The organism is Streptomyces sp. RK9 (genome assembly GCF_045070545.1).
In the GTDB taxonomy this organism is placed as follows: Bacteria; Actinomycetota; Actinomycetes; order Streptomycetales; family Streptomycetaceae; genus Streptomyces; species Streptomyces alboflavus.
In genome coordinates, this window is the sequence record NZ_CP173703.1 from 615,185 (window position 1) to 640,616 (window position 25,432).

Here is a 25,432-nt window from a genome sequence, read left to right on the forward strand (position 1 = left end):
ACCCCCGCCCATGCCACGCCCGCCGCACTCCCCGCGCGCACGCCGACCCCGACATCTCGCCCCTCTCCTGCTGCTCCCCCTGGCCCTGACGCTCAGCGCCTGCGCCGGTGCCTCCTCCGCCCACACCTCCAGCGGGGGCCTCGGCGGCGGCAACACCGACGGAAAGGGTTCGCTCACCCTCAACGTCGGTGACCAGAAGGGCGGTTCGGAGGCCGTGCTGCGCGCCGCCGGGGAGCTCGACGACCTCCCGTACAAGATCAAGTGGTCGACGTTCACGTCCGGTCCGCCGCTTCTGGAGGCCGTGAACGCCAAGGCCGTCGACGTCGGCGCGGTCGGCAACACCCCGCCGGTGTTCGCCGCGGGCGCGGGCTCGAAGATCTCCGTGATCGCGGCGACGCACGGCACCGCGCACGGCGAGGTGATCGCCGTGCCCAAGGACTCCGAGCTGCGCGAGACCGCCGATCTCAAGGGCAAGTCGGTGGCCGTGGCGCAGGGTTCGTCGGCGCACTATCAGCTGCTCGCCTCCCTCAAGAAGGCGGGGCTCACGCTCAAGGACGTCTCCGTCAAGTATCTGCAGCCCGCCGACGCGCTCGCGGCGTTCAGCGCCGGGAAGGTGGACGCGTGGGCGGTGTGGGACCCGTACACCTCGCAGGTGCTGCGCGGCGGCAAGGCCCGGGTGCTCACCGACGGCGAGGGCGTCGTCAACGGGCTCGGCTTCCAGGTGGCCGCGCCCGGCGCGCTGAAGGACAAGAAGAAGTCCGCGGCCATCGCCGACTATCTGAAGCGGCTGCGCAAGGCCCAGGACTGGGTCTTCAAACACCCCGAGGCGTGGGCGAAGGTCTGGGCGAAGGACACCGGGCTTCCGTACGAGGTGGCGCTCGACGCCGTCAAGCGCACCAACGGCACCCGCGTGTTCGTCGCCGTCGACAAGAACGTCGTCGACTCCGAGCAGCAGATCGTCGACGCCTTCGCCGCGCTCGAACTGATCCCGCGCCGCGTCGACTTCGGCGACTTCACGGACACCCGCTTCAACGGCTCGCTGCCGCCCTCCACCACCGCGCCCCGTACGTACAAGGAGTCCTGAGCATGACCGTGCACCTCCACTGGTTCCTGCCGACGGGCGGCGACGGCCGCACCCTCGTCGACCGGCACGCCTACACCGACGGCGGCATCACCCGCTCCCGCGTCACCCCGGTCAGCGGCGTGCGCGCGCCCGACATCGAGTATCTGGCCCAGATCGCCAAGGCCGCCGAGCAGTTGGGCTTCGAGGCCGTGCTCACGCCGACCGGCACCTGGTGCGAGGACGCCTGGCTCACCACCGTGGCGCTCGCCCAGCACACCGAGCGCCTGAAGTTCCTGGTGGCGTTCCGGCCCGGGGTGATCTCACCGGTCCTCGCGGCGCAGATGGCGGCGACGTACCAGCGCATCACCCGCGGCAGGCTGCTCCTGAACGTCGTGACCGGCGGGGACTCCACCGAACAGCGGCGCTTCGGCGACCACTTGGACCACGACCGCCGCTACGCCCGCACCGACGAGTTCCTCTCGGTGGTCCGCGGCGTGTGGAGCGGGCGGCCCTACGACTTCGAGGGCGAGCACTTCCACGTGAAGGGCGGGCTCACGGCGCTGCCGCCGGACCCGCTGCCGGAGATCTTCTTCGGCGGTTCGTCGGCGGCCGCGGGCCCCGTCGCCGCCCGGCACAGCGATGTGTACCTCACCTGGGGCGAGCCGCCCGAGCAGGTGAAGAAGAAGATCGACTGGATCCGGGGGCTCGCCGAGGCCGAGGGGCGCACCGTGCGCTTCGGGATCCGTCTTCACACCATCTCGCGGGACTCCTCCGCGGAGGCCTGGGCCACCGCGGCACGCCTCCTCGACGACCTCGACCCGGACACGGTCGCCGCCGCCCAGGAGGCGCTCGGCCGCAGCGAGTCGGTCGGCCAGCAGCGCATGCTCGCGCTGCACGGCGGCTCCCGCGACGACCTGGAGATCTCGCCCAACCTGTGGGCGGGCGTCGGTCTGGTGCGCGGCGGCGCGGGCACCGCGCTCGTGGGCAGCCACGCCGAGGTGGCCGACCGGATCGAGGAGTATCACGCGCTCGGCATCGAGCACTTCGTGCTCTCCGGCTATCCGCATCTGGAGGAGGCCTACTGGTTCGGCGAGGGCGTGCTCCCCGACCTCGCGGCGCGCGGGCTGCTCCCCCGCATCCCGGCCTCGCCGCTGACCGGCGTCCCGGCGGCGAACGGGCGGCCCGCGTCCGCTCCGGGCGGCGCGCCGCTCCTGGTGGCCGGGGGTCGCTGAACGCGCCTTCGCAGGCGGGGAAGATCTCGGCTCCTGCCGTAGTTAGTAGAAGCGTGAACGACATCGGGGTACGAGACGCGGGCGTCACCGACGTGGAGGTCGTGGTGATCGGCGCTGGTCAGGCTGGTCTGTCCAGCGCCTATCACCTGCGGCGCAGGGGGTTCGAGCCGGAGCGGGACTTCGTCGTCCTGGACCACGCGCCCCGGCCGGGCGGCGCGTGGCAGTTCCGGTGGCCGTCGCTGACGTACGGCAAGGTGCACGGCATGCACGCCCTGCCGGGCATGGAGCTGACGGGCGCGGACCCCGAACGGCCCTCGTCGGAGGTGATCGGGGAGTACTTCGACCGCTACGAGCAGCGGTTCGACCTGCGCGTACGGCGTCCCGTCGACGTCCACCGCGTCAGCGAGGGCACGGACGGGCGCCTGCTCGTCGAGACCTCGGCGGGCGTCTGGTCGGCCAGGGCCCTGATCAATGCGACCGGCACCTGGGACCGGCCCTTCTGGCCGCGCTATCCCGGGCAGGACACCTTCCGGGGCCGACAGCTGCACACGGCGATCTACCCGGGCCCGGAGGCCTTCCGCGGCCAGCGGGTGATCGTCGTGGGCGGTGGCGCGTCCGGGACCCAGCACCTGATGGAGATCGCGCCGTACGCGGCCGAGACCTGGTGGGTGACACGGCGGCCGCCCGTCTTCGCCGAGGGACCCTTCGACGAGGACCGGGGCCGGTCCGCCGTCGCGATGGTCGAGGAGCGGGTGCGGCAGGGCCTGCCGCCGCTGAGCGTGGTGTCGGTCACCGGGCTGCCCGTGAACGACGCGGTGCGCAAGGCACGCGAGGACGGCGTCCTGGACCGCCTGCCGATGTTCGACCGGATCACCCCGACCGGCGTCGAGTGGGACGACGGACGGCACGTCGAGGCCGACGTCATCCTGTGGGCGACCGGCTTCCGCGCGGCGATCGAGCACCTGGCGCCGCTGCGGCTGCGCGAGCCGGGCGGCGGCATCCGCATGGACGGCACGCGCGCGGCGGCCGACCCGCGGGTGCACCTGGTCGGGTACGGCCCCTCGGCCAGCACGATCGGCGCCAACCGGGCGGGGCGGGCGGCGGTGCGGGAGATCGTGCGGCTGCTGGAGGGGGAGCCTGCGGTGGTGTGATGTGGCGTCGGGCGCCCCGGCCGTCCGCCGACCTGACGTCGGCGTACCGTCAGGCGCCCTCGCTGTCCGCCTGCCCGCGCCGTCGGACGTGCCGTCAGGCGCCCTCGACCCGCGCCGACTCGACCGGCGGTACCGCCAGGAGCGTCCGGTAGTGCCCCGCCGGATGCGGCTCCCCCACCGGCTCCCCCGCGACCTCCACCCACGCGTGCGCCTGGAACGGGCTGGTCCGCACCCCCGTGCACCACGTGGGCCACACCCCCCGGCTGCGGCACAGCAGGGCCGTCGCGATGGACCGCTGAAGACAGGCCTGGCCCGCGCAGCGCAGGCTCACGGACACGACGTCGCGGCGCGCCGCGCGGGCCTGCTCGGCGGTGGCGGGCCGGGCCCCGCGCCGCAGGAACTCCAGGACCGCCCGCACCCGGGCCGGGCGGGTGCCCGCGAGCATCCGGGCCACCGCGACGGCGAGCAGCGGCATGAGCCTGCGGTGCAGCGGAAGCCGGTCCCTGGCGGAGAGGGCGACGGGGGCGCTCATCGCGACTCCACCACGAGGCGGGCCTCGCGCAGCGCGTCGACGAGGCGGGACACGTCGCGGTGCGCGGCGTCGGGGGCGGCGCGATGGCGGGTGGTCAGCTCCTCGGCGGCCTGGTCGTGGGTGCGGCCGTCGAGCAGGTTCCTGAGGACCAGGACGCCGGTGGGGTTGAGCTGCCAGTAGCGGCCCGTGCGCTGGTGGAGCAGGACGGCGCCGTCGTCGGTCTCGGCCAGGGAGACGTCGGGGTGGAGGGTCAGGGTCATCGGGGTCTCCCGGTCGCGGTCGTCGGGGTGTGCAGGTCGGGGTTTCGGGGCCTCGTGGCGGTCAGCGGGGTCGGGGCCTCGCAGCGGTCAGGGGCGTCGGTGCCACGCGGCCGAGAGGGGCGGCGCCTCACAGTCGGAAGGGCCGACGCCTCGCGGTCGCGCGCCTCGCGGCCAGGGGGCGGGGAACCCCGGTCGCGGCCGTCACGGGCTCCCGAGCGGGAGCGGTCGGCGGGCGGCGCGGGCCCAGGACTCGCAGCCGAGGAGCTGCTCCACGGCGATGTCGCGGGAGGAGTCGGCCTGCGGGGCGAGGAGGTAGGCCCGCACCGCGCCGGGATCGATGAGCCCGAGGTCGGCGAGGACGGAGTGGGACGAGAACACGTCGATGATCGCGGTGAGGTTGGCCTGCCGGCCGGCGCGCAGGTCCGCGCCGAAGTCGCCCTTCGTCGTCCGGTCCAGGACCGCGTCCGGCACGAGCCCGCGCATGGACCGGGCGAGCAGCGGCTTGTACTGCCACGGCGTGGTGCGTTCGTGCGGCCGGACGGAAAGGACCGCCTCGACGACCCGGTCGTCGAGGAAGGGCTGTTCGAGGCGGACGCCCTCGGCGGCGAACAGGCGGGACACCTGGCGGTAGGCGGGCGAGGTGATGCGCAGGGCGGCCAGGTTCTGGTGCGGGCCCCGGTCGTCGGCGAGGGGGCGCGCGTCCTCGGCGGTCGCGCGCAGGGCGGCACGGGCAGTGTCGACCGCGGCGTCCGTGGTCCAGGCGGGCGCGCGCAGCGGTGCGAGGCCCCAGCCGATGGACGGCAGTCGGGCGGGTGGCGGCGGGGCGGTGAGGTCGTCGGCCTGGGCGCGCCACCACTGGGCGACGCTCTCGGCGCGGGCGAGCTGGGTCAGACAGCCCCACAGGGGCCAGCGGCCGAGCGCCCGGCTGCCGCGCAGGTGCCGGAGCAGGGTGAGGGGGTGGCGGCGCGCGAGGCGGTGCAGATAGCCGGGCATGCGGCCGAAGAGCTCGTCGGCGCCGTGCCCGGCCACGTGCCGCCGGGATCCGTGCGCGGCGAGGACGGCGGCGGTGTGCCGCATGCGGGCCTGGCTGCGGGTGTAGAGGTACGGCCGTTCGGTGTCGGCGAGCGCGGCCGGATCGGTGAAGATCGACGGCAGTTCGCTCTGGGGCACCACGAGGTGGCGCGCGCCGGGCAGTTCGGCCGCGGCAAGGGCGGCGAAGCGGGCGTCGTCGTTGCCCGCCTCGGCCTCGGCCCAGCGGAAGGTGAGCAGGTCGGGGGTGTGCCGCGCGGCGAGGAAGGCGAGGGAGGTGGAGTCCATGCCGCCGGACATGTCGGCGCTGAGGCCGCTCTCGGTGCTCAGCCGGTCTGCGGTGCCGAGGCCGCCGTCGACGCCCAGACCACCCTCGGCGCTCGAACCGCTCCCGTCGTACGAAGCCGAGGCCACCCCGGCCGCACCCCCACCGGTGCTCCCCGCCCCACCCAGCCCCTCCACCGCCGCGACCAACGCCTCCCGCACCGCCGAAGCGCCTTCCGCCAGGCCGAGTTCGGGGGCGGGCGGCGACCACCAGCGGCGTTCGCGGGCGCGGTCGGGTTCGAGGAGGAGGCAGTGGTCGGCAGGCACCGTGGACACGCCGGTCCACGCGCTGCGGTCGGAGAGCGGGGGTGGCAGCAGGCCGCCGCAGACGACGCGCAGGGCGAGGGTGCGCTCGTCGATCCCGGCGCCGGTGAGCGCCGCGAGCGCGTCGGCCCGGTCGGCGGCGACCGGGATCCCGCCGTCGAGGCGCGCGTGGAACACCTGCCGCAGCCCGGAGACGCTCCCCTGCACGCGGACGGCGTTCCCGGCTGCGGCCACCAGGTGGAAGCTGCCCGGCAACTCCCGTGCCAGGGCGTCGACATCGGCCAGCGTGCGCACCCGTCGGCACAGCTGCTCGAGGTGGGTGGCGGTGACCGGACAACGCCCGATCACCACCACCCGTACCGGCCCCACCGTCACGTGTCGGACCTCGTCCGGCTCCCAGCTCCCCACCAGCCACAGACGGCCTGACGGATGGGGTATGAGCCGGGGCGCCGCGAAGGGGTACGCGTCATCGAGCGGTGGCGTACCCGGCGTGTCCGGAAGGACGACGAAACCGGCACTCATGTCACACGGCCTCAGTTCTCATCGAGCTCATGAACCATCGATCTCAAAGGGGCCCGCCTCGCGCACGAGGCCCGCCCTAGGAAGGGGGCCCGCACCACACAGGTCTGGTGTCAGGCTCCGCAACGAATCGTCACCAGCCCTGCTCGCCGAGGACGTCGGTGTAGCGCGAGCCGAAGCCCAGCGTGTCCTCGGAGAAGTCGCCGACGGCGATGAGAGCCGGCGGCTCGTAGCTGACGGCCTGGTCGCGCTGGTCGATACCCGTCTGGTCTTCCATGGATTCCTCCTGTGAGATGCCCTGACAGATGAAGGAGCCCTCGGTCCGAGGGCCCCGGGTGACGCGCGGCAAGTATTCGAACTCCTTGCCGGAAAGCGGACTACCCCCCAACTCACGCGTCTACACCGCCACTTGCGCCACAGACGCAACGAGATCACACAGGGCCGCCACGGGCCGGTCCCCGACTCCCGCGCGGAATCCGGGATTCAGTGGCCGCCGCTCGCCCGCAGCCCTCGCGGCACCAGCCACACGACGAGCAGCGCGACGACGGTCACGATCCCGGCACTGACGTACGCCGTCGTCGTCAGCGCGGATTCGAACGCCGCCCGCGCCGCGTCCATGAGCCGCTCCCCCGCCGCACCGCCCAGGCGGTCCGCGGCCTCCACGGCCCCACCGACGGACTCCCGTGCCTGCGCCGTCCGGCCGTCCATGTGGGCGGCGTACACGGAGCCATGGATGGAGCCGAGCAGGGCGACGCCGAGGCCGATGCCGAGTTCGTACGAGGTCTCCGACACGGCACCGGCCTGCCCGGCCCGCGCCGCGGGCACCGTGGACACCAGGACGGACGCGGCCGCCGTGATGGCGAGCCCGTCGCCGAGGCCGAGCGCGACGAACACGACCGCCACGACGCCGTACGGGGTGGGCTCCGCCGACAGGGCGAGCAGCAGGAACCCGGCGATCAGCCCGCCGAGCCCCAGGGCCATCACGGCGCGCACCCCGAACCGCTCCATCAGCAGGGGCGAGAGCAGCGAACCGGCGAGCATCGCCCCGGCGGCGGGCAGCGTCCGCAGGCCCGCGCCGAACGGCGAGTATCCGTGGACGTACTGGAGCCAGAGCGACATCAGGAAGAGCGCCGCGCCGATGGCGAGCATCGCGAGGAACGTGGCGAGGGCGGCCGCGGTGAACGCGCGGTTGGTGAAGAGCCGGACGTCGAGCAGCGGGTCGTCGAGCGTGAGCTGTCTGCGGGCGAACACCACGAGGAGCACGATGCCGAGGGCCAGGATCGCGAGGTCGCCGACGGCGAGGCTGCCCTTGGCAACGTGCTTGATGCCCCACGCGAGCGCGATCACGCCGACGACGGAGAGCCCGGCGCCCGGCCAGTCCAGCGGGCCCTTCACGCCGCTGCGGAACTCGGGCAGCAGCCGCACTCCGGCGACCACGGTCACCACGACCACGGGGACATTCACCCAGAACGCCGCCGACCAGCCGGAACTCTCCACGAGCAGGCCGCCGACCAGCGGGCCCACGGCGGCCCCCGCGCCCGCGACGGCCGCCCAGATGCCGATGGCGAGGGCGCGCTCGCGCGGGTCGGTGAAGACGTTGCGGATCAGCGAGAGCGTCGACGGCATGACCATCGCGCCGCCGATGCCGAGCAGGACGCGTCCGGCGATGAGCTGCCACGGGTCCGCGGCGGTCGCGGCCACGACCGAGGCGAGGCCGAAGAGCACGAAGCCGGTGAGGAACAGGCGCTTGCGGCCGAGCCGGTCGCTGACCGCGCCGGAGGTGACGAGGAGGCCGCCGAGGACCAGGCCGTAGATATCGATGATCCACAGCTGCTCGACGGCGGTGGGCCGCATGTCGTCGATCAGCGACGGCAGCGCCACATTGAGGATGGTGGCGTCCATCGCCACGAGCAGCAGGCTGGCGCACAGCACGGCGAGCGCGGCCCAGCGGCCGCGGCCCGGCGTCGGACGGCTGTCCGCGGCGGCGCCCGGGGAGTCCAGGTCACGGGCCACGGGACCTCTCATCCCTTCGCGGCCTTCCGGCCCCGCGCGCCCTCCGCGCACCGGGCCGGAGGCACTCCGAGTACCTACCTGTCAGGGAAATTCCGTCCAAGTATGACCCATATGCAATCCATGCGCCTTTTCTCCGTCCGGGTCACCCGCTCTCCGAGTGCGTCCGCCGCCGTACGGCGAGCGGGCGGCGCCTCGCCGTCGCGCGGGGGACGCCGGTGGGACCCGTCGTCAGGACGCGGATGTGATCGGTGAAGTCGGCGTCGGGCAGCGGGAGTTCGACGTCCGGGTCGACATAGCTGACGGCGGTCGCCACATAGTCCATGACCGCGCCCACGACCGCGGGCCTGCCCCCGGGACCCGCGCGTTCGGAGACCTTCAGCCTGCTCAGGACCCGCAGCGTCGTCGGCACGCTCGGGTCCGTCCGTACGGGCGGATGGTTGAGCGGAAAGCCCGGTTCCGGGCAGCCGCCCGGTTCGTCCGCGGCCCGCGCCGGAAGGGCGGCACTCGGCGTCTGCTGCTGCCACCACGCCGCCTCACCTCGCTCTCCGAGCGAGAGGTGATGCAGATAGAGGCAGTACGTGGCGGCGCTGTCGCCCGCGCCCGCGGCGTACTGCCACCAGAAGCGGGCCGAGTCCTCCTCGCCGCTCAGCTGCAGGATGCAGCCGAGGACCCGGGCGCCCGGCGGCTTGGGCAGCTTCTGGGTGAGGAAGTCGCTCAGCGAGGTCACCGCCGCGGTGGTCACGGCGGCCTCGCACAGGCTCTGCAGATCCCGCGCCGCGGCCCGGGCCACGCCGTCCTTCCTGCCCCGGCCCGCCGGCGGCGTGACGGCGTGCACCGACCCCGGCGGGAGCCCGGCGGCGGCGCACAGGCCGGTGCCGGTGGCCGCGAGCCGGCCGTGGGCGGGGGCGGCGCCGGGGCCGACGGCGCGCACGTGGTCGTAGGGGGTGTCGGTGTCGTCGAGGAGCCGGGCGCGGGCCAGCAGTTCGTCAATCGCTACGGTCACCGGGGTGTCCCTCCTGGGTGGCGGTGCGCAGGCGGCCGTCGAGGTGGCGCCGGGCGTGCCGGGCGGTGGAGCGCACCGCCGCGAGCGGCACGCCGAGGACGGCGGCGACAGCGGTCTCGTCCAGACCGCGCAGATGCAGCAGCACCATCACGTCGAGCTGCCCGGCCGGCAGCCTGCGCAGCCCGTCGAAGAGGAACATCGACTCCTCGATCTGCGCGACGGGGTCGGCGGCCGTACGCAGGGCGAGGGTGTCGAAGGCCGCTTCCACGAGCGCGGGGCTGTTGTCGGGATGCGGGGTGCGCTCCATGACGGTCTGGCGCAGGATCTGCCAGGCGAACCGCTCCGGGTTGTCGCTGGCGAGCGCCTCGTCCCAGAGGAAGAGCAGCAGGATGAAGACGTCGCCCACCGCCCGGCGCGCCTCGGCGCGGCGGCGCAGGAACGTGTGCGCGTAGCCGGTGTAGGCGTCGCGGTAGAGGTCCTGGAACGCGGAGAAGTGCACGGGAAGGCGGTCGTCGGCGGACAGGCCGTCCCCCTGCAGGCAGCTGTTGATCCAGATGGTTCGCTTGTTGGCCTCGCGGGCGGCCAGGGCCCAGAGCGCGCGCATGTCCGCCATCGAGGAGGCGGGCCAGTGCAGCGCGGTGAGCAGGCTGCGCGTGAACTCCCAGCGCGGGTAGCGGCCCGCGGCGCGCAGCAGCTCGGATATCTTCGACCGGGACCAGCCCGTCTCGCGTTCCAACTGGCCGATGGTCAGGCCGCTGGCCTGGTAGGACCCGCGCAGCGGCTCCAGCCAGGCGCGGTGCGCGCGACCCGTCCCGGCCGTGATCGGCCCGAGCTTGCGGCCCCGTTTGCTGCGCGGGGCGCCCTCGGGCGACATGGCCTTGCCGGTCACTCGGCGCCCTCCTCACCCCGGCCGACCGGTGGTGGGCCCAGCTCGTCGTGCCCGCCGCCTGGGTCTTTCCTGTCTCGCCTGTACATCAGGCTCCTCATATGCGTTCGAGATATGCGTTCGAGATGTGTCCGAGCCCGGAGCCGACCCCTCGGACGCCCTCGGACGCCCTCGTGCCAGGAACCGGGAGCCCAGCATGGAACCTTCGCGCGGCTTCGGCGACTGAAACTGTCGATCGGGGAACAATCAGTGACGCATGCTGACTCAAATCGATGCAGGGCCAGGTCAGTTACTGACCAGATGTCAGCAGCGCGAGCCCTCCGACCGGCCCTCGGCAACCGCTCGCGGGAGCCTGCCGAGCGCGGCGGCGCCGAGGAGCGCCGCCGTACCCGCCGGGACGCGAGACCGGCCCGGGAAGGGGTCGGTCAGGGCAGGTAGAGGGTGTAGAGGAGCTTGTCGGGCACGACCGGCGTCGGGCCCTGGAGCACTCCGGTGGTGGCGTTGTCGACCAGGCCCTGCTTCACCTGCGCCGCGGTGTCACCGGGCCGGAAACCGAGGTGCAGCGCGGCGGCCCCGGTGGCGTGCGCCGTCGCCATCGACGTACCGCTGAGGGTGGCCGTGGCGGTATCGCTGTCCTTCCAGGCCGAGGAGATCTGCGCACCGGGGGCGAACAGGGACACGCACTTGCCGGTGTTGGAGGAGGACATCACGCGGTCGGAGCGGTCGCTGCCGGCGACGGTGATCGCCTCGGGGACCCGCGCGGGCGAGGTGGAGCAGGCGCCGCCCGGCTGTCCGGCGCTGCCCGCCGAGACGGCGTAGGTCACGCCGGAGCGGATGGAGTTGCGCACCGCGCGGTCCAGGACGTCGCTCGTCCCGCCGCCCAGGCTCATGTTCGCGACGGCGGGCCTCGCCGCCTTGGCCGTCACCCACTCGACGCCCGCGACCACTCCCGAAGTCGTCCCGGAGCCTTGGCAGTTGAGGACGCGCACCGCCACGAGCTTGGCCTGTTTGGCCACCCCGTAGGTGGCGCCCGCGGCGACGCCGCCGACGTGTGTGCCGTGGCCGTGGCAGTCGTTGCCGTTCTGCCCGTCGTTCACGGTGTCGATCCCGACCGAGGCCCGGCCGCCGAACTCCGTGTGCGTGGTGCGCAGTCCGGTGTCGATCACGTACACGCTGACGTCCGGCGCGGTGGTCCGGTACGTGTACGTCGTGGAGAGCGGCAGCTTCCGCTGGTCGATGCGGTCGAGGCCCCAGGGGGCGTCGGGCTGCGTGTGGTCGGTGGCCACGCGATGTGCCGGTGCCTTCTGCGCCGGTGCCCCGGCGATCCGCACGCGGGTGTCCTGACGGACGTAGGCGACGCGGGCGTCGGCGGCCGTGCGGGCCGCCTGCGCGTGGCTCATCCGCGCGGAGAAGCCGTGCAGCGCGGCCCGGTACACGTGCCCGACGCGCGCCCCCTCGGCGCGTCCGACGAGGTCGCGGGCCACGGCCGGCACATCGGCGGAGGCGGGCGCGGCGCCCGTGGGCTGTCTCAGGACGACGATCCAGCTGTCCGGCACGGCGGTCTCACCGGCACCGGCCAGCCGTAACTTCCCTTCGGGGGCCGCGCGCTCGGCGCTCCCCGCCTCGGCGGCGGGCGTGGCCCGGGCGTCGGACCCGGCCTGCGCGGCGGGACCGGCGCCGAGCTGAAGACCCGCGGCGAGCAGCACACCGGGCAGCACCAGCGCTGCCGGGCGACGGCGCAATGACCCTCTCGGACGACGTATGGACGTTCTCATCTGCGGTGCACCTGAACCTTTCATGGACCATGGATGGGTCGGATCATGTGCGGTGCATTGCGTGTCGCGCGCCGGGCGTACGGTGCCTGTGGTTCGGCGGGGCGCAGAGGGTGCCTGCGGTACGGCGCGGAGCGCACGCCAGCGTCTCGCGCCGCCTTACGGCGGCACAAGCTCCGGACGGCACAAGCCCGTTGCTCAGGCGGCCGGCTGTCTGTTCCGGTTGAACTCCGCCACGTTCCGCTGCTGCTCCTCGTAGTTCGCGGTGAACCGCGTGTCGCCGGGCTTCACCGTCACGAAGTACAGCCAGTCCCCCTGCGTCGGGCTGGTCGCGGCACGCATGGCGGCCTCGCCGGGGTTGGCGATGGGGGTGGGCGGCAGGCCCATGCGGGCGTAGGTGTTGTAGGGGCTGCCGATCTTCGTGTCGCGGCTGGTGGTCTTGAGGGTGGAGCGGTTCAGGGCGTAGTTGATGGTGGAGTCCATCTGGAGCGGCATGCCCCGGTCGAGGCGGTTGTAGATGACGCGGGCGACCTTGCCCATGTCCGCCGGGTTGTCCGCCTCGGCCTCGACCATGCTCGCGATGGTGACGGTCTGGTAGACGTTCACCGCGTTCCGGTCGGCCCCGGCGGTGACATGGCCGCCGCTGAACTTCTTGTTCGCGGTGTTGACCATGTACGACAGGACGGAGGCGGGCGTCGACTGGGAGCTGAGGGGATACGTCGCGGGGAAGAGGTAGCCCTCGGGGTTGCCGCCCGCGTCGCCCGGGAGCTTGAGGTCGGTCTTCGACACGGCCTGCTTCGTCGTGCCGGCCGGCACGTCAAGGGCCTTGTCGACGGCCTCGTACACCTGGACGGAGCGCCAGCCCTCGGGGATGGTGAGCGTCTTGGGCCGGGGTTCTTCCTCGGGCAGCAGGAGCGGCACCGCCACGGCGGTGGCCGCCGCCGCGGTACCGATGGCGATCAGTGCGATCCGGCCCCGGCGTGTCAGCCGGATCGCGCCCCGCTTCAGGCCCCGTCGGGGGGTCGTGTTGTGCATGCGGGCACGCTAACCCGACATTCCTCATATTTGCTGCATTTTTGAGCGCAGCTCGCCCCACTGCCTCACGTCACCGGCTCCAGTCGGGCGTCCCTGCGCACCAGCGCGGCATACCGGCCGCCCCGGTCGAGCAGCTCGTCGTGGGTGCCGCGCTCGGCCATGCGGCCGGAGTCGAGGACCACGATCTGGTCGGCGTCGCGGACGGTCGACAGGCGGTGGGCGATCGTCAGCGTCGTCCGGTTGGCGGACAGGGCGTCGATGGCCTGCTGCACGGCGTGCTCGGTGCGGGTGTCGAGCGCGCTGGTCGCCTCGTCGAGGATGAGGACGGGCGGGTCGCGCAGGATGGTGCGGGCGATGGCAAGGCGCTGCTTCTCGCCGCCGGAGAAGCGGTGGCCGCGCTCCCCGACGACGGTGTCGTACCCGTCGGGCAGGGAGGCGATGTGGTCGTGGATCTGGGCGGCCCGCGCGGCGTCGTGCAGCTCCTCGTCGGTGGCGTCCGGCTTGGCGAAGCGCAGGTTCTCCGCGACCGAGGCGTGAAAGAGATACGCCTCCTGGGAGACGACGCCGATCGCGCGGGCGAGCGTGTCGAAGTCCAGGTCGCGCACGTCGACGCCGTCGAGCGTGACGCGCCCGCCGGTCACGTCGTACAGCCGGGGCACCAGGTGGCTCAGCGTGGACTTGCCCGATCCCGTCGGCCCCACGACCGCGAGGCTGCCGCCCGCGGGGATCGCGAGGTCGATGCCGTCGAGGAGCGCGGCGCCCTGGCCGTCGTAGCGGAACGAGACGTCCTCGAACCGGACCTCGCCCTTGACCGTCTCCAGGCGGATCGCGTCGTCGCGCTCGGTGATGTCGATGGGCAGGTCCAGGTACTCGAAGATGCGCTGGAACAGGGCCAGGGACGTCTGGATCTGCACACCGGTCGACAGCAGGCTCACGGCCGGCCGGAACAGGCCCTGCTGGAGCGAGACGAAGGCGACGAGGGTGCCGATCGAGACGGTGGGGCCGCCGAACTGGAAGGCGAGGCCCGCGCTCCAGTAGATGACGGCGGGCATGGCGGCCATCACGATCGTGATCACGGCCATCCGCCAGCGTCCGGCCATGTTCGAGCGGACCTCGAGGTCGACGAGCTGCCGGGACTCCTCCTCGAAGGAGCGGGTCAGCGAGTCGGCGCGGCCCATGGTGCGGCCGAGCAGGATGCCGCTGACGGACAGCGACTCGGTGACCGTGGCGGCCATGACGGCCATCTGCTTCTGCCGTTCGGTCGCTATCTTCTTGCGCTCGCGGCCGACCCGGCGGCTGATCCAGACGAACACCGGGAGCAGCAGGAGGGAGACGACTGTCAGGCGCCAGTCCAGGGCGAGCATGGCGACGACGGTCGCGATGACACTCGTCAGGTTCGACACCAGGGACGTCGCCGTGGACGTGACCGTCGCCTGCATGCCGCCGATGTCGTTGGCGATGCGGGACTGGACCTCACCCGTGCGGGTGCGGGTGAAGAAGGCGAGCGACATGCGCTGGAGGCGGCCGTACACGGCGGTGCGCAGGTCGTGCATGACCTGCTGGCCGACGGTCGTGGAGATCAGGGTCTGCAGGACCCCGAAGACGCTGGTGACGACCGCGCTGAGGATCATGCCGAGCGCCAGCAGGCTCAGCAGGCCCGTGCGGCCCTCGGGAATCGCGGTGTCGAGGATCTCCTTCAGGAGGAAGGGGGTGGCGACGGACACCAGCGAAGCGGCGGCGACCAGCAGGCCGACGACCGCGAGGCGGGCGCGGTAGGGACGGAAGAGACGCAGGATCCGGCGCAGCTGGCGCGGTTCTTCCGCGGCGCCGGAATCATCGGTCGGGGGTTTCCACAGGGGATCGTCGTGACGCATGGGCTCCTACGGGAGGGTGCTTGAGGGCGGCGCGCGGGGGCGGCGGCGCATCCGCGCCGACGTCGACAGCGCACCGACGATGACCATGAGAGCGTAGCTCATTGTTACCTATGCTCACAATGAAACAGGTCCTGATAATATTCCTGGCATGAGCACCCCGGACATCCGCCCATGAGCACCCCGGACCCCGACGGACTGCTGGCCGAGCAGTTGCTGCGGCTCACCCGTCGGCTGCACCGCATCCAGAAGCGCCACCTGGAGCCCATCGGCGTCACACCGGCGCAGTCCCGCCTCCTGCGCACCCTCGCGCACTACGAACAGCCGCCCCGCATGGCCGACCTCGCAGAGCGCCTGGAAGTCGTGCCGCGCGCCGTGACCAGCCTGGTCGACGGCCTGGAGGCGTCCGACATGGTGCGCCGCGTCCCCGACCCCACGAACCGCCGCGTCATCCGCATCGAGCTGACCGACGGCGGGCTCAAGGCCCTCGGACGCCTCCGCGGCGCGCGCCGGGCCGCCGCGGAGGACATCCTGGCTCCGTTGGACGCCGCCCAGCGCGAGCAGCTGGGCGGCCTGCTCGACGCCCTGTTCGACGTGCCGGAGCGGCACCGCTGCTGACCCCGCCGGGGACCGCGGCGAGGCCGCGAGGAACCGCAGCCGATCCGCCGATCCCGATCCGCCGATCTGCCGAGGAGAGGCCATGCCCCTGCTGGAGCCCGACCCCGACGCACTGCGCCCCGCCCCCGACGGCCGCGCGCCGTCCCCCGACCGGGTCCCGGAGAGCCGGGCGGGCGGCACCCCCGAGCCGCTGCGCGCCGACCTCGCCGCGATCCTCGGCGCCGAGAAGGTCCTCACGAAGGTGTCCGACCTGGTCCGGTACGCGTCCGACGCGAGCCCCTACCGCTTCGTGCCGCAGGTCGTGGTCGTCGCCGAGGACATCGACGACGTCTCGGCGGTCCTGTCCTACGCGCACGGCCGGGGCCGCGAGGTCGTCTTCCGCGCCGCAGGGACCTCCCTCAACGGCCAGGCGCAGGGCGAGGACATCCTCGTCGACGTACGCAGGCACTGGGTGGGCGTCGAGGTCGTCGGGGACGGATCACGCGCGCGGATCGGCCCCGGCACGACCGTCGCGCGCGCCAACGCCACCCTCGCCCGGCACGGGCGGGTGCTCGGCCCGGACCCGGCCAGCGCCATCGCCTGCACCGTCGGCGGCGTCGTCGCGAACAACGCCTCCGGGATGACGGCGGGCACCACCCGCAACTCGTACCGCACAGTGGCGTCCCTGACGTTCGTGCTGCCCTCGGGCACGGTCGTCGACACCGCCGAGCCGGACGCCGACGACCGGCTCGCGCACGCCGAGCCCGCCCTGTGCGCGGGCCTCCTGGAGATCAAGCGCGAGATCGAGGCGGACCCGGAGCTCACGGCCCGCGTCCGCGCGAAGTACGAGATCAAGAACACGAACGGCTACCGCCTGGACGCGTTCCTCGACGGCAGCACGCCCGTGGAGATCCTGCGCGGCCTGATGGTCGGCTCCGAGGGCACCTTCGGCTTCATCTCCGAAGTCGTCTTCGACACGCTGCCCCTGGACCGGCGCGTGTCGACCGCGCTGCTCTTCTTCCCGTCCCTGCCCGCCGCCGCTGCCGCCGTGCCCCGCTTCAACGAGGCGGGCGCCCTGGCCGTGGAGCTGATGGACGGCAACACCCTGCGCGCGTCGGTCAGCGTCCAGGGAGTCCCGGCCGACTGGGCCCGGCTGCCGAAGGACACCGCCGCGCTCCTGGTGGAGTTCCGCGCACCGGACGAGGCCCGGCAGGAGGCGTACGAGGAGGCGGCCGCACGGGTCCTCGACGACCTCACCCTCGTGGCGCCGGTGGCGTCCGTGACGAACGGCTTCACCCGTGACGCCAAGACGATCGCGGGCTACTGGAAGGCCCGCAAGGCGTTCGTGACAGCAGTCGGCGGCTCCCGCCCCGCGGGCACGACGCTGATCACCGAGGACTTCGCCGTCCCTCCTTCGCGCCTCGCGGAAGCCTGCCAGAGTCTGCTCGAACTCCAGACCCGGCACGGCTTCGACGCGGCCGTCGCCGGGCACGCCGCGCACGGCAACCTGCACTTCCTGCTCGCCTTCGACGCGGGCGAGCCCGCCGACGTGGAGCGCTACGCCGCGTTCATGGACGAGTTCTGCCGCCTCACCGTCGAGCGGTTCGACGGCTCGCTGAAGGCCGAGCACGCCACGGGCCGCAACATCGCGCCGTTCCTTGAGCTCGAATGGGGTCCGAGGGCGACGGAGCTGATGTGGCGCACGAAGCGCGTCATCGACCCGGACGGCGTGCTCGCGCCCCGCGTCGTCCTCGACCGCGATCCGCGGGCCCACCTCCGAGGCCTGAAGACGATCCCGAAGATCGAGCTGCTCGCGGACCCGTGCATCGAGTGCGGCTTCTGCGAACCGACCTGCCCCAGCGAGGACCTGACGACCACGCCCCGCCAACGCATCGTGCTGCGCCGCGAGATGCTGCGCCAGGAGCCGGGCTCACCGGTCGAGGACGGCCTGGTGGAGGCGTACGGCTACGACGCCGTGGACACCTGCGCGGGCGACTCCACGTGCAAGCTGGCCTGCCCGGTCGGCATCGACACGGGCGCCCTGATGAAGGACTTCCGGCACACCCGGCACTCCCCGCGCGAGGAGCGGGCGGCCGCGCTGGCCGCACGGAACTTCCATGTGGTCGAGACGTCCGCCCGGCTCGCGGTGGCCGCCGCCGACCGGATCGGCACCCGGCTCGGCGGCGGCCGCGGCGACCGGCTCCTGACCGCCGTCACCCGGTCCGCCCGCAGGGCCGTCCGCCCCGACCTCGTCCCCGAATGGCTGCCGGAGATCCCCGGGGCCGCCCCCGCCCGGCTCCCGCGCACCGCGCGCGTGGGCGCGGCCGCCGTCTACTACCCGGCGTGCGTGAACCGCATCTTCGCCAGCCCCGGCGAGATCCCCCTCGCCCAGGCCGTCGTCGCGGTCTCGGCCCGCGCGGGCAAGCCGGTGTGGATCCCGGACGACGTCACCGGGACGTGCTGCGCGACGATCTGGCACTCCAAGGGGTACGAGACGGGGAACGCCGTGATGGCCAACCGTATCGTCGAGGCGGCCTGGGGCTGGACGGCGGGCGGCGCGCTGCCCCTGGTCGTGGACGCCTCCTCGTGCACGCTCGGCATCGCGCACGAGGTCGTTCCGTACCTCACGCCCGACAACCGCCGGCTGCACAAGGAGCTGACGGTCGTCGACTCCGTCGTGTGGGCCGCCGACGACCTCCTCCCGCATCTCACGATCCACCGCACCACGGCCTCCGCCGTCCTCCACCCCACCTGCTCCATGCGCCACTTGGGCGACGAGCCCCAGCTGACCGCCGTCGCCGAGGCCTGCGCCGACGAGGTCGTGGTCCCGGACGACGCGGGCTGCTGCGCGTTCGCGGGCGACCGGGGCATGCTCCACAAGGAACTCACCGAATCCGCCACGCACCGCGAGGCCGCCGAGGTGACATCGCGTCACTTCGACGCCCATCTCTCGGCGAACCGCCTCTGCGAGGTGGGCATGCAGCACGCGACGGGCCGGGAGTACGGCTCGGTGCTGCAGGAGCTGGAGCGGGCGACGCGGCCGACGGCCCCGGAGTGACACCGCTCGCGCCGCTGCCTCTGGTGAGCGCTTCCGGTCGTAGCTCCCGTGACCGCTTCAGGTCGCAGCTCCGGTAAGCACTTCCGGTCGTGGCTCCGGTGAGTGCTTCTGGTCGCCGTCCCGGCGACGGCGCCGTGCGGCGCACGTCAAGTGGCAGTGGGCTCACCAGGGGCGCGGGACGCCCCGGCGCACCTCACCTCCCCCTGCCCGGCCCCCGCGAGGCGTCGACGCGTGGGCACCGGTCGGGTACGCATGAAGGGCGTCGCACCGTCCGGAGCGATCGCCGCACGCAGTGAGCGAACCGTGGGGGGACCACATGGCCATCATCGTCACCATCGACATCCCGGGCGTCGGACAGGAGCTCTACGACGCCTGCGTCAGCCGCCTCACCGACGGCGGCGAGTTCACGTCGGTCGCCGACATTCCCGCACCCGGCCTGATCGCCCACGCGGCCGGTCCTGTCGACGGCGGCTGGCGGGTCGTCGACGTGTGGGAGTCCGAGGAGGCGTTCGAGAGCTTCGGGAAGATCCTCCAGCCGATCCTCGCCGACCTGGGCCACGCCGACGGCGAGCCGCAGATCATCCCGGCGTACAACGTCGTCACCCGCTGACCGGACCGGACTCGTCGAAAAGTCCAACCCCCTGGCCACTTCGGTCTCTTGCGCCTCGACCGCCCCGCCATCAAGGTGTCTTCCGCCCATAGGTAGGCACCGCGATGACGGAGGTCCGATGCACGACGAGAACGCGACACCGGCACCCGAAGAGTCCACCGACGAGTCCACTGGCGGTCACTCCAGGCGCACGGTCCTCCGCACGGCGGGCATCGCCGGAGCAGGCCTGGGCCTTGGTGCCTTCGCGTCCGGCACCGCCCACGCGGACGCCCCCGCCGAGGCCCCCGCGGGCGCCGCCGCGGGGACGGCCCAGTCCCCCGCCGCAGCCCCCGCCCGCAAGGGCAAGACGATGATCGGCGTGCCGTTCGAGCCCCGCTCCACGGTCCGCGTCGGCATCATCGGCCTCGGCAACCGCGGCGGCAGCATGATCGACCTGTTCCTGGCCCTGCCCGGGGTCCGCGTCGTCGCCCTGTGCGACCCGGTCAAGGACAAGACGGCCGCGGCGGCGAAGAAGGTGGTGACCGCGGGCCAGCCCGCCCCGGCGACGTACACCAATGGAGACCACGCCTACGAGAAGCTCTGCGAGCGCGGTGACCTCGACTTCGTGTACGTGGCGACGCCCTGGGACACGCACTTCGCGATGGCCAAGTCGGCGATGCTGAACGGCAAGCACGTCGGCGTGGAGTGTCCGGTCGCGATGCGCCTCGACGAACTGTGGGCGCTGGTCGACCTGTCCGAGCGCACCCGCAGGCACTGCATGCAGCTGGAGAACTGCTGCTACGGCAAGAACGAGATGCGGGTCCTGCGGATGGCGCACGCGGGCAAGTTCGGCGACCTGCTGCACGGCGCGGGTGCCTACAACCACGACCTGCGCGGCCTGATGTTCGACCCGAAGTACTACGAGGGCCCGTGGCGCCGCCTGTGGCACACGCGGCTGCGCGGCGACCTCTACCCGAACCACGGCTTCGGCCCCGTCGCCAACTACATGGACGTCAACCGCGGCGACCGCGTCACGCACATATCCAGCTTCGGCACGCCCTCGCTCGGCCTCGCCGAGTACCGCAAGGAGCACATGCCGCCCGGCGACCCGAGCTGGAAGGAGACGTACATCGAGAGCGATCGCACGATCAGCCTCGTGCAGACCGCCAAGGGCCGCGTGATCCGCCTGGAGCACGACGTCTCCACGCCCCATCCCTACAGCCGCATCAACAGCCTCGGCGGCACCAGGGGCGTCTTCGAGGACTACCCGGAGCGCATCTACATCGAGCCCGACCACACGAACGACGAGTGGGGCGACTTCGGCAAGTACGCCGCCGAGTTCGACCACTGGCTGTGGAAGGAACACGCCAATCCGCCCGGCGGCCACGGCGGCATGGACTACATCATGATCTTCCGTCTGATGCAGTGCATGCGGCTCGGTCTGCTGCCCGACTTCGACGTGTACGACGCGGCGACGTGGACGGCTCCGGTGCCGCTGAGCCACGCCTCGATCAAGGCGAAGGGCGCTCCGCAGGCGATCCCGGACTTCACCCGGGGCCTGTGGAAGAAGGCGCGTCCGGGGATGGACTCGGAGAAGCCGAAGGAGTCCTGATCACTCAGGGTTCCCGAGCGCGCCGGGGCGGCCCTCAGGACTTGAGGGCCGCCTTGTCCCCCATCACGACGACCGGGTGCTGCTTCGGGTCGAGCGTGCGCAGCAGATACCGCATGCCGGACTTCGACAGGCTCACGCACCCGGACGTGCCGCTGCCGTGGTCCATGTGCAGCCAGATGCTGCCGCCCTTGGACTGCCCTTGGGGGCGCGTCGGGTCGTTGGGCGGCGTGCCCTTGACGCGGTTGTAGTCGATGGCGATGACGTGGTCGAAGTCGTGCCAGTGGGTCTTGGGCCAGTAGTGCGGGGCCTGGAAGGCGGCCGACTCGGTGTACGGGAGCCGGGCGCCGGGGTCGGCGAGAACGCCGCCCGCGTCGCTGAGCGTGAACACGCCGACGGGGCTGCGCTTGTCGTTCTCGCGGTGGTTCGGCGTCCAGCCCTTCTTGCCGTTGTGGGCGGGCCAGCTGCGGGTCTTCTTCCAGGTGGCGGACTTCGTATAGAGAACGACCGTCGCGTCCGCCGAGTTCCTGCCCGCTCCGTAGACCGCCACGACCTGGCGGGAGTTCTTCGGGATGCGTGACTGGAGGCGGTCGCCCACGTCCGGGATGCGCTTGAGGTTCTCGGCGGAGCGGGCGTCCGCACGGCCCGCCTTCCGGGCGCCGCCGCCGTCCCCCGCGTCCCCGTCGTCGTCGCCCGATCCGCCGCAGGACGTCAGAAGGACGGAGCTGACCACTGCCGCGGCCGCGACTCGCACCACACCGGCTATTCGCATGCGCTCCATCGTCGCACCGGGCGCTTCCGTACCCGGACAGGGACCGCGCGCGGTGCCGGGGAATGGCCGACTCTTTGCCCGGTCACGGAAAATCGTTTGCTTCGCACCACCGTACGAGGCGAACCTTTCACGGTTTGTTACCTCCGCGCGCTGGGACATCATGCACATTCGCGATCTTCCGTATGCAGATCCGGGCGAACCCGATACCCGCTCCGGTCCTCGCTTCCTGCTCTGGCTCGGCCGCAACCAACTCGGCGGTCAGCTCAAGTCGCTCGGCTGGGGCCTGCTGCACTTCTTCGGCATCGCCGCCCTGCCCTACACCGTGGGGATCGCGGTGCAGGCCGTCGTCGACCGCTCCGGCACCCGGCTCGCCGTCGCGGGCGCCGTGATCCTGCTCGCCGGGATCGCCGTCGCGGCCGGCGACACCATGCTGCACCGCACCGCCGTCACCAACTGGATCACGGCGGCCGCCCGCACCCAGCAGTTGCTCGCGCGCCGCACCGCGGTGCTCGGTGCCGCGCTCACCCGGCGCGTCGCCGCGGGCGAGGTCGTGGCCGTGTCCACCGGCGACGTCGAGAAGATCGGCTGGTTCGTGGAGGCGCTGTCGCGGTTCGCGGCGGCGGCGCTCACCGTGGTCGCGGTCTGCGTGGGCCTGCTCGTCTACCAGCCCTCGCTCGGCGTCGTCGTCGCCGTCGGCATCCCGGTCCTCGCGCTCGCCGTCCTGCCCCTGCTGCCCCGCGCGACGCGGCGCGCGGACGTCCAGCGGGAGAAGGCCGGGCACGCCACCGAGCTGGCGTCGGACACGGTCGCGGGCCTGCGGGTGCTGCGCGGCATCGGCGGCGAGGAGCTGTTCCTCGAGCGCTACCGCCGTGCCTCGCAGGAGGTGCGGACGGCGGCGGTGCGCAGCGCGCGCATGTGGGCGGTGATCTCGGCGATCCAGGTCCTGCTGCCCGGGCTGCTCCTCGTCGTGCTGCTCTGGCACGGCATCCATCTCGCCCGCGAGGGCCGCATCACGGTCGGCGAACTGGTCACCGTGTACAGCGCGGTGATGCTGCTCAACTATCCGCTGCGGCACTTCGAGGAGATCGCGATGGCGTACTCCTTCTCGCGGCCGTCGGCGAAGCGGGCGGCGCGGGTGCTCGCGCTGGAGCGGACGACGGAGGCGAAGGGTGCGCCGGCTGACGGCTCGCACTCCGCGCCCTCCGGGCAGGTCACCGACGACAACACCGTGTCCTACGACGACGCCGTGCCCTCCGGCGACCTGCACGACCCCGCCACCGGCCTCCTCGCCCCGGCAGGCCGCCTCACCGCCGTGGTCTGCGGCGACCCGGACGCGGCCGGGCGGCTCGCGGAACGGCTCGGCGGGCACCCGGCGTTCGAGGAAGCGGCGGACCTGCCGTCCGTACGGCTCGGCGACGTGCCGCTGGACGACCTGTCCCTGGACACCGCGCGCACCGCCGTCCTCGTCCAGGACAAGGACCCCGTGCTGCTGTCCGGAACGCTCCGCGCGCTCCTCGACGTACCGTCGTCCGGAGCCGTGAGCCCCAAGCAGGCCCTCGCCGCCGCGCAGTGCGACGACGTGCTCGACGCCCTCGTCCAGGGCTCGGTCGCCGACGATCCGATGGACGCCCGCCTCACCGAGCGCGGACGTTCCCTGTCCGGCGGCCAGCGCCAGCGCCTCGCGCTCGCCCGGTCGCTGGTCACCGACCCGGAGGCGCTGGTGCTCGACGAGCCGACGTCCGCCGTCGACTCGCACACCGAGGCCCGGATCGCGGACGGCCTGCGCGACCTGCGGTCCGGCCGCACGACCGTCGTCCTCACCTCGTCGCCGTTGCTCCTGGACCGGGCCGACCGCGTCGTGTTCCTGCACGACGGCGAGGTCGCCGCGGTCGGCGAGCACCGCGAACTGATCGTCGGCGAGCCCCGCTACCGGGCGGTGGTGACCCGCGAGACGGACGACGAGGCGGCCGGGGGCGACCGCGTCGCCGCCACCGGAACAGGCATCGACCTCCCCATCGGCATCGACATCGAGGAGCCCGCATGATCGGCCTGGCGCCGCCGGAGTACGACCCGGCCGCCCCGACCACCGCGGAGACGCTGCCCATCGGGGCGCCCGCCACCGTACGGGCCTACGTACGCGAGCTGTTCCGGCGCCACCGGCGTGCCTTCCTGACGCTCATCGCCGTGAACACGATCGGCGTGACGGCCTCCATGGTGGGCCCCTACCTCCTCGGCGACCTCGTGGAGAGCGTCTCCGACAACGCCCGCGAGCTCCATCTGGAGCGCACCATCGGCCTGTTCGCCGTCGCACTCCTGGTGCAGGCGTTCTTCGTGCACCAGGTGCGGCTGCGCGGGGCGATGCTCGGCGAGCGCATGCTGGCGGACCTGCGTGAGGACTTCCTGGTCCGGTCCGTCGGGCTGCCGCCGGGCGTCCTGGAGCGCGCGGGCACCGGCGACCTGCTGTCCCGGATCACCACGGACATCGACCGGCTCGCCAACGCCATGCGGGAGGCCGTGCCCCAGCTCGCCATCGGCGTGGTCTGGGCGGGCCTCCTCGTCGGCGGCCTCGCCGTCACCGCGCCGCCGCTCGCGCCCGCGCTGCTCCTGGCCGTGCCGCTGCTGGTCGTCGGCTGCCGCTGGTACTTCAACCGGGCGCCGTCCGCGTACCGTTCGGAGGCCGCCGGGTACGCGGCGGTCGCCGCCGCGCTCGCCGAGACCGTCGACGCGGGCCGGACCGTGGAGGCGCACCGGCTCGGGGCGCGCCGCGTCGAGCAGTCGGAGCAGCGCATCAAGGAGTGGACCGCATGGGAGCGCTACACCCTCTATCTGCGGTCGGTCCTCTTCCCCGTCATCAGCGCCACGCACGTCATCGTGCTCTGCTCGGTCCTCATGATCGGCGGCGTCTTCGTGCTCCAGGGCTGGATCGGCGTGGGTCAGCTCACGACGGGCGCGCTGATCGCGCAGATGCTCGTCGACCCGCTGAACCTCATTCTGCGGTGGTACGACGAGATGCAGGTCGCGCACGTGTCGCTTGCCCGGCTCGTGGGCGTGCGCGACATCGAGCCGGACGCGGGGGACCCCTCCGTGCGGCCGGAGGGGCGCGCCGTCCACGCGGACGACGTGCACTTCGGCTACCGCGCGGGCGTGGACGTGCTCCGTGAGGTGTCCCTCGCGGTCGAGCCCGGTTCGCGGGTGGCGCTCGTCGGCCCTTCCGGCGCGGGCAAGTCGACGCTCGGCCGGCTGCTCGCCGGGATCTACGGTCCGCGGACCGGCCGGGTCACGCTCGGCGGCGCCGAGCTGACGCGGATGCCCGCCGAGGACGTCCGCGCGCATGTGGCGCTCGTCAACCAGGAGCACCACGTCTTCGTGGGCTCGCTGCGGGACAACCTGCTCCTTGCACGGACCGGTGCGACGGACGCCGAGCTGTGGGTGGCCCTTGCCGCCGTCGACGCGGGCGACTGGGCGCGGGGCCTGGACGACGGGCTCGACACGGAGGTCGGCTCGGGCGGCTCCGGGCTGACCCCCGCGCAGGCGCAGCAGATCGCGCTGGCCCGCCTGGTGCTCGCCGACCCGCACACGCTGGTCCTGGACGAGGCGACCTCGCTCCTCGACCCGCGGGCGGCCCGCCACCTGGAGCGCTCCCTGGCCCGCGTCCTCGACGGCCGCACGGTCGTGGCCATCGCCCACCGTCTGCACACGGCCCACGACGCGGACGTCATCGCGGTGGTCGAGAACGGCCGCATCAGCGAACTCGGCAGCCACGACGACCTGGTGCGGGCGGACGGGGCGTACGCGGCGCTGTGGAGGTCGTGGCACGGGTGAGACGGGGTACCGGGGCGCGCCGGAGGTACGG

The 25,432-nt window shown here is 73.0% G+C and carries 20 protein-coding genes; 9 read left to right on the plus strand and 11 right to left on the minus strand.

From position 1 onward, the window contains the following. The first annotated feature begins 10 nt into the window (after nt 1-10). From AB6L24_RS02635 to AB6L24_RS02645, 3 genes are read left to right on the plus strand one after another with little or no spacing between them, the layout of a single operon-like run. Nucleotides 11-1,084: an ABC transporter substrate-binding protein gene (locus tag AB6L24_RS02635; RefSeq protein WP_405651621.1), complete on the plus strand. Its 1,074-nt coding sequence runs from the start codon at nt 11-13 to the stop codon at nt 1,082-1,084. A gap of 2 nt (nt 1,085-1,086) precedes the next feature. Continuing rightward, entirely contained in the window at nt 1,087-2,295 is a 1,209-nt protein-coding gene (locus AB6L24_RS02640; protein ID WP_405651623.1) for an LLM class flavin-dependent oxidoreductase, read from the plus strand. Nucleotides 2,296-2,348: 53 nt separating this feature from the next. Beyond that, a complete protein-coding gene (locus tag AB6L24_RS02645; RefSeq protein ID WP_405651626.1) occupies nt 2,349-3,446 on the plus strand; it encodes an NAD(P)-binding domain-containing protein in 1,098 nt (365 codons plus the stop codon). Nucleotides 3,447-3,540: 94 nt separating this feature from the next. On the opposite strand, the gene AB6L24_RS02650 is transcribed toward AB6L24_RS02645, so the two are convergent. From AB6L24_RS02650 to AB6L24_RS02695, 10 genes are all read right to left on the minus strand, one after another. Continuing rightward, nucleotides 3,541-3,978, minus strand: coding sequence for a lasso peptide biosynthesis B2 protein (locus AB6L24_RS02650; protein WP_405651628.1), 438 nt, complete (start codon nt 3,976-3,978; stop codon nt 3,541-3,543). Then, nucleotides 3,975-4,238, minus strand: coding sequence for a lasso peptide biosynthesis PqqD family chaperone (locus AB6L24_RS02655; protein ID WP_405651630.1), 264 nt, complete (start codon nt 4,236-4,238; stop codon nt 3,975-3,977). Before AB6L24_RS02655 ends, AB6L24_RS02650 begins: the two co-directional genes overlap by 4 nt. A gap of 201 nt (nt 4,239-4,439) precedes the next feature. Further along, nucleotides 4,440-6,377, minus strand: coding sequence for an asparagine synthase-related protein (locus AB6L24_RS02660; RefSeq protein WP_405651632.1), 1,938 nt, complete (start codon nt 6,375-6,377; stop codon nt 4,440-4,442). A gap of 130 nt (nt 6,378-6,507) precedes the next feature. Further along, complete coding sequence (locus AB6L24_RS02665) at nt 6,508-6,651, minus strand: lasso RiPP family leader peptide-containing protein (RefSeq protein ID WP_405651635.1); 144 nt, start codon at nt 6,649-6,651, stop codon at nt 6,508-6,510. Between the two features lie 206 nt (nt 6,652-6,857). Further along, entirely contained in the window at nt 6,858-8,387 is a 1,530-nt protein-coding gene (locus AB6L24_RS02670) for an MFS transporter (RefSeq protein WP_405651638.1), read from the minus strand. A 142-nt stretch (nt 8,388-8,529) separates the two neighbouring features. Next, nucleotides 8,530-9,390 carry a hypothetical protein gene (locus tag AB6L24_RS02675; protein WP_405651640.1) on the minus strand — a complete coding sequence of 287 codons (861 nt, stop codon included), beginning with the start codon at nt 9,388-9,390 and terminating at the stop codon, nt 8,530-8,532. Next, nucleotides 9,374-10,279 carry a helix-turn-helix domain-containing protein gene (locus AB6L24_RS02680; RefSeq protein WP_405651643.1) on the minus strand — a complete coding sequence of 302 codons (906 nt, stop codon included), beginning with the start codon at nt 10,277-10,279 and terminating at the stop codon, nt 9,374-9,376. The genes AB6L24_RS02675 and AB6L24_RS02680 overlap by 17 nt, the downstream gene beginning before the upstream one ends. A gap of 422 nt (nt 10,280-10,701) precedes the next feature. After that, entirely contained in the window at nt 10,702-12,051 is a 1,350-nt protein-coding gene (locus tag AB6L24_RS02685) for a S8 family peptidase (protein ID WP_405651645.1), read from the minus strand. Between the two features lie 195 nt (nt 12,052-12,246). Beyond that, nucleotides 12,247-13,083: an endolytic transglycosylase MltG gene (gene mltG / locus AB6L24_RS02690; RefSeq protein ID WP_380844363.1), complete on the minus strand. Its 837-nt coding sequence runs from the start codon at nt 13,081-13,083 to the stop codon at nt 12,247-12,249. Between the two features lie 65 nt (nt 13,084-13,148). Next, nucleotides 13,149-14,957: an ABC transporter ATP-binding protein gene (locus AB6L24_RS02695; RefSeq protein WP_405651648.1), complete on the minus strand. Its 1,809-nt coding sequence runs from the start codon at nt 14,955-14,957 to the stop codon at nt 13,149-13,151. Between the two features lie 171 nt (nt 14,958-15,128). Here AB6L24_RS02695 and AB6L24_RS02700 point away from each other — a divergent pair, with 171 nt between their 5' ends. The 4 genes from AB6L24_RS02700 (at nt 15,129) to AB6L24_RS02715 (ending at nt 20,810) form a co-directional block, all read left to right on the plus strand. Next, a complete protein-coding gene (locus tag AB6L24_RS02700; protein ID WP_030359323.1) occupies nt 15,129-15,572 on the plus strand; it encodes a MarR family winged helix-turn-helix transcriptional regulator in 444 nt (147 codons plus the stop codon). A gap of 82 nt (nt 15,573-15,654) precedes the next feature. After that, nucleotides 15,655-18,609 carry an FAD-binding and (Fe-S)-binding domain-containing protein gene (locus AB6L24_RS02705; protein WP_405651650.1) on the plus strand — a complete coding sequence of 985 codons (2,955 nt, stop codon included), beginning with the start codon at nt 15,655-15,657 and terminating at the stop codon, nt 18,607-18,609. Nucleotides 18,610-18,925: 316 nt separating this feature from the next. Further along, nucleotides 18,926-19,219: a hypothetical protein gene (locus AB6L24_RS02710; RefSeq protein WP_405651652.1), complete on the plus strand. Its 294-nt coding sequence runs from the start codon at nt 18,926-18,928 to the stop codon at nt 19,217-19,219. Nucleotides 19,220-19,337: 118 nt separating this feature from the next. After that, complete coding sequence (locus AB6L24_RS02715) at nt 19,338-20,810, plus strand: Gfo/Idh/MocA family protein (RefSeq protein WP_405651654.1); 1,473 nt, start codon at nt 19,338-19,340, stop codon at nt 20,808-20,810. Nucleotides 20,811-20,844: 34 nt separating this feature from the next. Here the strand turns inward: AB6L24_RS02715 and AB6L24_RS02720 are convergent, their stop codons facing one another. Then, nucleotides 20,845-21,579, minus strand: coding sequence for a L,D-transpeptidase family protein (locus tag AB6L24_RS02720; protein WP_405651656.1), 735 nt, complete (start codon nt 21,577-21,579; stop codon nt 20,845-20,847). 160 nt (nt 21,580-21,739) lie between these two features. On the opposite strand from AB6L24_RS02720, the gene AB6L24_RS02725 reads away from it, so the two are divergent. Then, nucleotides 21,740-23,623, plus strand: coding sequence for an ABC transporter transmembrane domain-containing protein (locus AB6L24_RS02725; RefSeq protein WP_405651658.1), 1,884 nt, complete (start codon nt 21,740-21,742; stop codon nt 23,621-23,623). After that, the gene (locus tag AB6L24_RS02730) at nt 23,620-25,401 is read left to right on the plus strand and encodes an ABC transporter ATP-binding protein (protein WP_405651660.1); all 1,782 of its coding nucleotides are present in this window, start codon (nt 23,620-23,622) and stop codon (nt 25,399-25,401) included. Before AB6L24_RS02725 ends, AB6L24_RS02730 begins: the two co-directional genes overlap by 4 nt. Nucleotides 25,402-25,432 lie beyond the last annotated feature (31 nt).

Excerpts from the sequence above, each read along its gene's own strand:
- AB6L24_RS02635 (WP_405651621.1), top strand. The coding sequence starts at position 11 with ATGCCACGCCCGCCGCACTCCCCGCGCGCACGCCGACCCCGACATCTC.
- AB6L24_RS02640 (WP_405651623.1), top strand. The coding sequence starts at position 1,087 with ATGACCGTGCACCTCCACTGGTTCCTGCCGACGGGCGGCGACGGCCGC.
- AB6L24_RS02650 (WP_405651628.1), bottom strand. The coding sequence starts at position 3,978 with ATGAGCGCCCCCGTCGCCCTCTCCGCCAGGGACCGGCTTCCGCTGCAC.
- AB6L24_RS02655 (WP_405651630.1), bottom strand. The coding sequence starts at position 4,238 with ATGACCCTGACCCTCCACCCCGACGTCTCCCTGGCCGAGACCGACGAC.
- AB6L24_RS02660 (WP_405651632.1), bottom strand. The coding sequence starts at position 6,377 with ATGAGTGCCGGTTTCGTCGTCCTTCCGGACACGCCGGGTACGCCACCG.
- AB6L24_RS02665 (WP_405651635.1), bottom strand. The coding sequence starts at position 6,651 with ATGGAAGACCAGACGGGTATCGACCAGCGCGACCAGGCCGTCAGCTAC.
- AB6L24_RS02685 (WP_405651645.1), bottom strand. The coding sequence starts at position 12,051 with ATGAGAACGTCCATACGTCGTCCGAGAGGGTCATTGCGCCGTCGCCCG.
- mltG (WP_380844363.1), bottom strand. The coding sequence starts at position 13,083 with ATGCACAACACGACCCCCCGACGGGGCCTGAAGCGGGGCGCGATCCGG.
- AB6L24_RS02695 (WP_405651648.1), bottom strand. The coding sequence starts at position 14,957 with ATGCGTCACGACGATCCCCTGTGGAAACCCCCGACCGATGATTCCGGC.
- AB6L24_RS02700 (WP_030359323.1), top strand. The coding sequence starts at position 15,129 with ATGAGCACCCCGGACCCCGACGGACTGCTGGCCGAGCAGTTGCTGCGG.
- AB6L24_RS02705 (WP_405651650.1), top strand. The coding sequence starts at position 15,655 with ATGCCCCTGCTGGAGCCCGACCCCGACGCACTGCGCCCCGCCCCCGAC.
- AB6L24_RS02710 (WP_405651652.1), top strand. The coding sequence starts at position 18,926 with ATGGCCATCATCGTCACCATCGACATCCCGGGCGTCGGACAGGAGCTC.
- AB6L24_RS02715 (WP_405651654.1), top strand. The coding sequence starts at position 19,338 with ATGCACGACGAGAACGCGACACCGGCACCCGAAGAGTCCACCGACGAG.
- AB6L24_RS02720 (WP_405651656.1), bottom strand. The coding sequence starts at position 21,579 with ATGCGAATAGCCGGTGTGGTGCGAGTCGCGGCCGCGGCAGTGGTCAGC.
- AB6L24_RS02725 (WP_405651658.1), top strand. The coding sequence starts at position 21,740 with ATGCACATTCGCGATCTTCCGTATGCAGATCCGGGCGAACCCGATACC.
- AB6L24_RS02730 (WP_405651660.1), top strand. The coding sequence starts at position 23,620 with ATGATCGGCCTGGCGCCGCCGGAGTACGACCCGGCCGCCCCGACCACC.